This is a genomic window from Rhodococcus sp. EPR-134 (assembly GCF_001647205.1).
Taxonomy (GTDB): domain Bacteria; phylum Actinomycetota; class Actinomycetes; order Mycobacteriales; family Mycobacteriaceae; genus Rhodococcus_F; species Rhodococcus_F qingshengii.
The window spans coordinates 1-8322 of sequence record NZ_LVCT01000157.1 but is presented as its reverse complement, the minus strand read 5'-3'; the positions used below and the strand labels follow the sequence as shown (position 1 = coordinate 8322).

The 8322-nt window shown below is 62.3% G+C and carries 10 protein-coding genes; 3 read left to right on the top strand and 7 right to left on the bottom strand.

Features of this window, described 5'->3' with window-relative positions; translation table 11 throughout:
• A partial coding sequence (locus A2J01_RS06945) for an NDMA-dependent alcohol dehydrogenase (RefSeq protein WP_064112389.1) occupies window positions 1–972 on the top strand: 972 nt, incomplete at its 5' end.
• 58 nt (window positions 973–1030) lie between these two features.
• On the opposite strand, the gene A2J01_RS06940 is transcribed toward A2J01_RS06945, so the two are convergent.
• Entirely contained in the window at window positions 1031–1951 is a 921-nt protein-coding gene (locus A2J01_RS06940; protein WP_231915722.1) for an alpha/beta hydrolase, read from the bottom strand.
• Between the two features lie 276 nt (window positions 1952–2227).
• Window positions 2228–2818, bottom strand: a complete 591-nt coding sequence (locus A2J01_RS06935; protein WP_064112387.1) for a GlcG/HbpS family heme-binding protein — start codon at window positions 2816–2818, stop codon at window positions 2228–2230.
• Window positions 2819–3002: 184 nt separating this feature from the next.
• On the opposite strand from A2J01_RS06935, the gene A2J01_RS06930 reads away from it, so the two are divergent.
• Both A2J01_RS06930 and A2J01_RS06925 read left to right on the top strand, forming a co-directional pair.
• Window positions 3003–4172 (top strand): sensor histidine kinase, encoded by a 1170-nt coding sequence (locus A2J01_RS06930; protein WP_030536467.1) that lies wholly within the window; start codon window positions 3003–3005, stop codon window positions 4170–4172.
• Complete coding sequence (locus A2J01_RS06925; RefSeq protein WP_054825987.1) at window positions 4169–4798, top strand: response regulator; 630 nt, start codon at window positions 4169–4171, stop codon at window positions 4796–4798. Before A2J01_RS06930 ends, A2J01_RS06925 begins: the two co-directional genes overlap by 4 nt.
• Before the next feature lie 21 nt (window positions 4799–4819).
• On the opposite strand, the gene A2J01_RS06920 is transcribed toward A2J01_RS06925, so the two are convergent.
• From A2J01_RS06920 to A2J01_RS06900, 5 genes are all read right to left on the bottom strand, one after another.
• Window positions 4820–5185, bottom strand: a complete 366-nt coding sequence (locus A2J01_RS06920; protein ID WP_003939951.1) for a hypothetical protein — start codon at window positions 5183–5185, stop codon at window positions 4820–4822.
• A 17-nt stretch (window positions 5186–5202) separates the two neighbouring features.
• Window positions 5203–6666, bottom strand: coding sequence for a benzaldehyde dehydrogenase (locus A2J01_RS06915; RefSeq protein WP_064112386.1), 1464 nt, complete (start codon window positions 6664–6666; stop codon window positions 5203–5205).
• A 154-nt stretch (window positions 6667–6820) separates the two neighbouring features.
• Window positions 6821–7768 (bottom strand): helix-turn-helix domain-containing protein, encoded by a 948-nt coding sequence (locus tag A2J01_RS06910; protein WP_042447166.1) that lies wholly within the window; start codon window positions 7766–7768, stop codon window positions 6821–6823.
• A gap of 6 nt (window positions 7769–7774) precedes the next feature.
• Window positions 7775–8056 carry a muconolactone Delta-isomerase gene (gene catC / locus A2J01_RS06905; RefSeq protein WP_064112385.1) on the bottom strand — a complete coding sequence of 94 codons (282 nt, stop codon included), beginning with the start codon at window positions 8054–8056 and terminating at the stop codon, window positions 7775–7777.
• A gap of 13 nt (window positions 8057–8069) precedes the next feature.
• Window positions 8070–8322: enolase C-terminal domain-like protein (locus A2J01_RS06900; RefSeq protein ID WP_331715305.1), on the bottom strand; the 253-nt coding region annotated here is incomplete at its 5' end.

The following is an 8322-nucleotide window of genomic DNA, read 5'->3' as shown; positions in this document are numbered from 1 at the left end:
GGCGACCACGGAGTCGGCCGCTACCCCATCTGCGGCGGACACGAAGGCGCCGGAATCGTCGTCGAGGTCGGGCCGAACACGGAAGGATGGTCCGAGGGCGATCATGTCGTGTTCTCGTTCCTCGCCGCCTGCGGCCGTTGCCGTTGGTGTGCAAGCGGAATCCAGAACCTCTGCGACAACGGCGCCGCCATCATGACCGGCAGCAGACCCGGCGAAACCTCGAGTTACAGAATGTCTCTCGACGGTCAGCCCGTCGCACAAACCTGCGGCCTGTCCACCTTCAGTGAATACACCACGGTCAGCACTCTCTCGGCTGTGAAAGTCGACAAGCACCTGCCACTCGACGCTTTGTGTCTGCTCGGCTGCGGCGTCGGAACCGGTTGGGGCGCCGCGGTCAACTCCGCTCAGGTGTATCCCGGGCAGACTGTCATCGTCATGGGCGTCGGCGGAATCGGAATCAACGCGGTGCAGGGCGCCTCGCATGCCGGCGCCGCCCACGTGATCGCGGTGGATCCGGTTGCGTTCAAGCGCGACAGTGCATTGAAGTTGGGCGCCACCCACGCCGTGGCCACCATGGAGGAAGCCACCGACATAGCGCGCTCGTTCACCAACGGCCAGGGCGCGGATTCGGCCATCGTCACCGTCGGCGTGACCACCGGAGAACATGTCGCGCAGGCATTCTCGTCGATCCGCAAGGCAGGAACCTGCGTGGTCACCGGCCTCGGGAAGATGACGGACGTCGGAATTCCCGTGAGCCTGATGGAACTCACGCTGTACCAGAAGAGAATTCAGGGATCCCTGTTCGGTGCATCCAATCCCACCGCCGACATTCCCTGGATGATCGATCTCTACACCAGCGGCAAGCTCGAACTCGAAGGACTGATCACCAACCGGTACACCCTCGACCAGATCAACGACGGTTTCGCCGACATGCATGCCGGTCGCAACCTCCGTGGAATCATCGCCTTCTGAGCGAGTTCTCTCCGGACTTTCGATCGAGAGCAAGTCCGGAGAGATCCTCACTACAGCTTCACCAGGCGTTCATGGTGTCGAGGATTTGTCCTCTGGCCATCCACAATTCAGCAGACCAATACGGCCACGAGTGAATTCCGGCGGGCGGAAAGCTGTACGTCGCTGGGATTCCCAAGGATTTCAGGCGAATTTCGAATGCACGCGCGTGCACCCACGAGAGCGCCTCGAGCCCCATACCCGTCGCCGTGTGGAAGTAATCGATCGGCGCAGAGGGATGATCGTACGGTCCCGGGATGCCGTTGGACGACGAAATGTACATCGACAGTCCGCGAAGCGATTCCGCGTTGACGAACGGGTCGTTGCGAAGCCATCCGGATGACCACGGCGGGCCCCACATCGAATCGACGTTGTACCGGCCGGCGTCGAACATGGCTACGCGGATCGCTTCACGCATACCCGGACCCGAGATATTGATGTAGCCGGACAGCGAGCCGGCGAACTTGAACTGATCCCGATGATGCCCCGCCAGGTTCAACGCGGCACTGCCGCCCATCGACAACCCGATGATCGCATTGTTGGTTGGTGAAACGCCATACCCTGCAAGGAAGTCCGGAAGCTCGCGGGTGAGGAACGTTTCCCACCTGTACGTTATCGGCTGAGCGTTGAAATTGGACGGCGCGTACCAATCCGTGTAGAAACTCGACTCACCGCCGACCGGCATCACCAACGTGATGTTGTCATTGCGGTACTGATCGAGTGCGTTCGTTTCGAAACTCCAAGCATTTCTGACGTTTTGCGCGCGAAGACCGTCGAGCAGGTACAACGCGGCGTTGCCACCGCGCGCGGCCCACTGCACCTGAACCTTGATGTTTCCCATCGAAGACGGGACCCACAACTCGTCGTACCCACCCCATGGCGCCGAGCGCGCCGGAGTAGCACTCGCGGCGGTCGGACCGAACATACCGCCGAGCAGGAACATCGACAACAACGCCGCTACGAGCACCCGCACCCGCCGTGTATTGCGTTCGGGCAACGTGAATCTGATTCTCTGCAAGGTTGTGTCTTTCCCCGAAACTGCGCATCAAGAAACTCGCTTCGGTAAGTGCATCGTCGGTTCCACTGTCGACGTGTTTGTCCCTTTCCGGGGGCTCCGGTGTTACAAAGTCGAGGTCATCGCAACAATCGGACAACTGTCGTGCCGAGCGAATCCAGGTGGCGAAAAGCACAATTCACGAAGCACGCTGAATGCGCTCACTCAGCCGAGTGACGAAGCGATCGCATCACGACCTGCGGCAGCACACGCTTGGTCCTGCATTCCGTCTGGAGCGCCACCGACACCGATACCGGCGATCGACCCGGCTCCAGCCTTCAATGTGACTCCACCTGCAAGGAAGAGAGTGCCGGGAAGGTCGGCGATGGTTGATCCTTCGCCTTTGGTACGCTGCGAGAGGTCACTGGTGTCGGCTCCGAAAGCTGCAGAGGTGTATGCCTTCTCGCGTGAGGCTTCCACCGTGTGCTGGGCTGCGTTGTCGCCGCGCACCATGGCGATGACATTTCCCGCGCGGTCTACGACGGAGACGGTGACGAAGCCGAGACCGTCGGCGCGGCATTTCGCCAGGGCCGCACCAGCAGCCTTCACTGCTGCGTCGGCACTGAGTCGATTCTGAGTGACAATCGCCGAATCACCGGTCGCGGCAGGCTGCTGCGTGGCAGTAATCGACGTCGTGCTCGATGCGTTCGCCACCGGTGTGTCGGGGGTCGAGCAGGCGGCGCTGGCAAGGATTGCGACAACCGGAACGGCGACAGCGAGCGTACGGGGAAGTCGTGTGTAAATGCGGTGGTTCATGTCGGGCACACTTTCAATCGAATGGTTCGAAACCGTCCACTACAGCGTCGCGTCCGGGGGCGGGTGCGCACATCGGGCGCTCGGGTGACGAACCGTGCCCCCTACGGCTACCCGGATATCATCCGAATGGTTGATACGACGGCCTGGTGCCCTCCGTAACATTCGAGGGATGAGTAACGGAGCCATGAACGCCGACGCCGAACGCGGCCTACGCGGCCCGTTGGCGTATGCGATCCACGCGTCGTTCTTCGTACTGCTGTCTACATCGGGAGTTCGGTACGTCACAGTCCACGGGACCAGCGGTCGGTTCGGGGTTGTACTCGTCCTGGCCGTGGTCCTCGCCCTGCTCTACGCCGTCATGGCCACGGTGTCCTCGCGAGATGTGGTTCGCCAACGGCTGTGGATGTGGCCGGTACTGAGCGCATGGGCAGCGCTGGTCTGGCTTGCCCCGAGTTTCGCGTGGTGTGCGTTTCCCGTTCTCTTCCTCTGCATTCGTCTGTATCCGAGCAAGATCGCCTACCCCCTCGTCGGGATCCTGGGCGTCCTCGCCGGTATCGCGTTCTACCGGGTCACCGGTCGTGCCGAATTGGTGACACTTCTCGGGCCGCTGTGCACCGCGGCACTGGTCGCGGCCGCGTACGGGCAGATGGAACGAGATGCCCGAGAACGCCTTCGGCTTCTGCGTCAGGTAGCAGAAGCGCAATCTGCATTGGCAGATACCGAACGCGCTGCCGGCGTTGCCGCTGAGCGAGAGCGCCTCGCGCGCGAAATCCACGACACCGTTACCCAGGGACTGGCGAGCGCCCTTCTTCGGCTCGAGGCAGCCGAACAAACGTGGAATACAACGGGTTCGCCGTCTCGAGCCGATGTCGATGCCGCAGCAGAGAACATCCGAACGAGCTTGATGCAGAGTCGCGACCTCGTCCACGATCTGGCGCCGACCAAGGGCGGTACGGGCGACTTCGACGCCTTGGTCGTGGCCGCCGCCCGCCAGTTCGTCCCGGCCGTTCGGATCCGCACCGTCGGTGAAGCCGTCATCTTGCCCTCGGACGTAGCTCATGCCGTCGTGCGAGTGGTCTCGAGCGCGTCCTCCAACATCGCCCGCCACGCTCGCGCCGAAACGGCGGGCGTGACGATCACGTATCTCGACCACTCCGTCTCCGTAGACATCTTCGACGACGGCGTCGGCTTCGATCCGGGAAAGCTCGCCGACCATTCTCGGTACGGTGGATACGGCCTGCGTGCGATGCGAAGCCGCGTCGCACAGCTCGGCGGATCGTTCACCGTGGAAAGTGCACCGGGAGACGGCACCGTCGTCGCGGCCCAGTTCCCTCTCGAACGGAGGATCCGGTGACCACCACCATTCGCGTGTTCCTCGTCGACGATCATCTGGTCGTGCGAGCCGGGCTGAGAGCGCTGCTGAACACTCAGCCGGACGTCGAAGTAGTCGGCGAAGCATCGTCCGGCGAGGAGGCGGCCACGGCGATACCGTCGGCCTCACCGGATCTGGTGATGATGGATCTGGACATGGGCACCGGTATGCACGGTGCAGAAGCGATCAAACGCCTGCGAAGCGACGGTGTCGATGTTCCCGTACTGGTTTTCACGACGTACGACACCGACGCCGACGTCGTGCGGGCCGTGGACGCCGGTGCCATCGGTTACCTACTCAAGGACTCGACGCCCGACGAGATCTTCGGCGCGGTGCGCGGCGCGGTCGCCGGGCGCAGCGTTCTCTCTCCCACTGTGGCCTCTCGTCTCGTCCAGCAGATGCAGCGCCCGCAGGAAGCGCTCACCGCCCGTGAGTCCGAACTGCTCAGCCTGCTCGCCGAGGGGATGACCAACCGCGAGCTGGGTAAAGCGCTCTTCATCAGCGAAGCGACGGTGAAAACACACCTCGGGCACATCTACGCCAAACTCGGTGTCGATAACCGCTCTGCCGCAGTGTCCGTCGCACTACGTCGCGACGGAATACGCTGACCTCGGTGGCAGCCGAACAGCTCAGCCGCCCATCGCCTTACGCACTCCGTCGATCAGTTCGAGGAATTCAGCCTTGGGAGCAAAGTCGACATACTCCGAGTCGTCGATCGCTCCGGGAACGTGACCGGGTGCCCAGTAGAACACGTCGCCGGCATCGTAGGTTTGCCGACCTGCTTCGGAATCTGTGTAGATCCTTCCTTTCAAGACGTATCCGTAGTGCGGACATTGACAGCGCCCGCCTTCCAATTGTGCGAACGGTTCGGCGAAGTCTGCACCAGCAGGGATTTTGACGAAGTTGACGATCATGTCGCCTTCTTCTCGCATCCGCAGTTCGAATTCGCCGTCCTGCAACACGATGGGAAGATCGTGAGCCGAGATGGTGTGCATCGGAGTGCCTTTCGGCTTCAGAAGGGGGAGGTCTGCGCTGCTGGCCGGCTGGTTCGCCACTGCCAGGTGGTGAATTCGTCCCAACTGCTTTGAGTTCCGAATCTCGCGCCGTTTCCGGAGGCACCCGTGCCACCGAATGGTGCATAGGCATCGTTGTTCAAAGTCTGATCGTTGATGTGCACGATGCCGGTACGCAGTCGGTCCGCGATCCGCTCGCCGCGTTCAACCGATCGTGTTTGAATGGCAGCAACCAGACCGTATTCTCTGTCATTGGCCGTCCTGACTGCCTCGTCTTCGTCCTTGACGATCACGACGGGCGCCACGGGCCCGAAGATTTCTTCACGGAACGCGGGCATGTCCGAGGTGACTCCGGCCAGGACGGTCGGCTGATAGAAGAGCCCTTCGTATGTTCCACCGGCGCGGATTTCGGCGCCGGCCGCCTTGGTGCCCTGGACGATTCGATCGACGTTCGCAATCTGCCGCGCGTTGATGAGCGGTCCGAGAGCGACGTCGCCTGTATTGGGATCCCCGACCGGCAGGACCGCTGCGCGCTTGGCCAGCAGGTCCAGGTACTGATCGGCGACCGATTCCAACACGATGTGGCGGCCTGCGGTCATGCAGACCTGCCCCTGATGCAGGAACGAACCCCACGCGCCCGCCGAGCTCGCGGCATCCAGGTCTGCGTCGTCGAGGACGATCAGCGCATTGTTCCCACCCAGTTCCAGCGAGACACGCTTGAGCGTGCGACCGGCAGTTGCCCCGACCTGACGGCCGACGGCGGTCGAACCCGTGAAGGACACCATCGCGATGCTCGGGCTCTCGCACAATGCCTGACCAGGTGCCGCGTCACCGGCGAGCACATGCAGGAGGCCTTCGGGAAGACCTGCGGACGTGAACAATTCCGCGATGACCGCACCCCCGCTGATCGCGGTTTGAACATCCGGCTTGAGAACGACGCCATTTCCGAGTGCCAAGGCGGGGGCGACAGCGCGCATGGCGAGGAGAAGCGGGAAATTCCACGGGCTGATCACGCCGACCACACCCAGGGGCACCCGGCGACCGATGCTCGTGCGCCCCTCCTGGCTGGCGGGCAGGAGGTGCCCGAACGGCTGTGTCGGCAGTGCCGAGGCTTCCCACAGTTCGGAGATGACAAGATCAACTTCGAATGCGGCTTTCCCTGGTACGGAACCACCTTCACGGATCAACCAGCGCTCCACCTCGGCTCGCTCGGCTTCCAAAATCTGCGCTGCCTTACGGATCACCGAAGCGCGAGCCTGCCCGATCGTCGCCGCCCACGCCGGCTGCGCGGCCGACGCGATGTGTGCCGCTCGATCGATATCCGCAGCAGACGCCGTGCCGATCACACCGAGCACCTCGCCGGTAGCCGGTTCGAGCGACTCGACGGTGTCACCGCCTCCGTCGATCCATTGGCCGTCGAAAATCTTTCCGTACCATTGCTGATGAGCGAGCAGATTCGTCATGCGTTCCTCGATTCGTAGCTTTCGCTGCGGTCCTCGCTGTTCGTGGACCTGAGCTCTTCGCGAGCCTGAAAAAGCGATCTGGAACACACTCTGCCCCGGTATTCGGGCTCCCAGTTGTCGTGATCGGACACGTTTGTTGTTCGGATGCGACAGATCAGTGACGTTCGCGGGCGTTCGGATCAGGCGAGTTACGTACTTCCGACGGCGCCGCACCGAATTCCGCTTTGAACGCACGCGAAAACGCTGGTGCGTCATGGAAACACCATCGTGCGGCCAGGATGGAGATCGAATGACCCCGCAGTGAGACGTCGGTGAGATCGCGGCGTACGCGGATCAACCGTTCGCGGCGAATCAGCGCACTGAGGGTCAGATCCCCGTCACCGAAGTGACGCTGAACGGTTCGCGGCGACAGGTGCAACGCACCGGCGATCGACGCGACCGAGAGGTCTGGTGAGTCGAGATTCCGAAGCGCATATCGCAAGATCTCCTCTCGCGTCGAACGTCCGGGTGTCGCGGGCGCAGATCCTTGCATCAGAACTGCCGAAGCGAGATTGACTCCAGCATCTCCGAGAAGCCCGGCTGCGCTGCCGTCGACCTGGGATGCAACAGCGCCCGAGATGAAATTTTCCAGCAATGCACCGGACCCACGCCGACCGTCGTGGGTGCGCTCGAGCGCGCAATTCAGTTCTCGCTCGGTCAGACTCACCGCACTGCGCGGTAGGGTCATGACGGTGCACGACCAGTGACCGTCGAAACGCAGCGCGTACGAATGCTCGACGTCGTAGAGAATCATCGCGCCGGGCGGGGCCGTCAACTCGCGGTCCGATTGGCGCAGTATCGCGCTCCCGGTTCGGACCGTGCAGATCTTGAGCAGATCACTACCGTGTCGCTTTGCTGCGCGTGCGCTCCGCCGCAGTATCTGCGGTGAACCGGAGATGTCGAAAGCGCCTACGTCCCCGAGACTTACGCCGCTGACCGTACCGACAGGCGCGGCATCGACGGAACTCTCGGGGCACAGGCCACCGAAGGTCTCCGACATCTCGCAGTGCCACTGCTGCACAGATTCCGGCAGGCTCGCAGGCGTGGCAGACACGGCAGACATGGCGGGCTACTTGATCGAAGATCCGTGCTGCGTCAACGGCATGACCTCGATGGTCATGTACGGGAACAGGGGCAGGTTCCAGAGAATCTCATGGAGTTCGTCAGCCGACTCGACATCGAAGATGCTGATGTTGCTGAACTGTCCCACAATTCGCCACAGATGCACCCACTTTCCCTGTCGCTGAAGGTCTTGCGAGTACGCCTTCTCCGTTGCGACGGTATCGGCGCGTGCTTCCGGATCCAGGTCGCGCGGAATATCGACGTCCATCCGAACGTGAAAGAGTGCCATGTTCTTCTATCCTCTAGTTCCTGGTCCAGGTCTTGACGGCTTCCATGTTCAGTTCGACTCCCAGGCCAGGTCCGGCGGGGAGGTGCAACTGACCCTCGGAATACTTCAGGGGTTCCTGAAGCAACTCTTCACTGAAGAGCAGTGGGCCGAAAAGCTCTGTTCCGAAGTTGATTCCGGGCTCGGCGCACGCGAAGTGCAACGAAGCGGCGGTGCCGATCGGGCCTTCGATGGACGTCGCACCGTGGCACGCGATACCGGCGGCCTTG

Excerpts from the sequence above, each read along its gene's own strand:
- A2J01_RS06940 (WP_231915722.1), bottom strand. The coding sequence starts at position 1,951 with ATGTTCCTGCTCGGCGGTATGTTCGGTCCGACCGCCGCGAGTGCTACT.
- A2J01_RS06935 (WP_064112387.1), bottom strand. The coding sequence starts at position 2,818 with ATGAACCACCGCATTTACACACGACTTCCCCGTACGCTCGCTGTCGCC.
- A2J01_RS06930 (WP_030536467.1), top strand. The coding sequence starts at position 3,003 with ATGAACGCCGACGCCGAACGCGGCCTACGCGGCCCGTTGGCGTATGCG.
- A2J01_RS06920 (WP_003939951.1), bottom strand. The coding sequence starts at position 5,185 with ATGCACACCATCTCGGCTCACGATCTTCCCATCGTGTTGCAGGACGGC.
- A2J01_RS06915 (WP_064112386.1), bottom strand. The coding sequence starts at position 6,666 with ATGACGAATCTGCTCGCTCATCAGCAATGGTACGGAAAGATTTTCGAC.
- A2J01_RS06910 (WP_042447166.1), bottom strand. The coding sequence starts at position 7,768 with ATGTCTGCCGTGTCTGCCACGCCTGCGAGCCTGCCGGAATCTGTGCAG.
- catC (WP_064112385.1), bottom strand. The coding sequence starts at position 8,056 with ATGGCACTCTTTCACGTTCGGATGGACGTCGATATTCCGCGCGACCTG.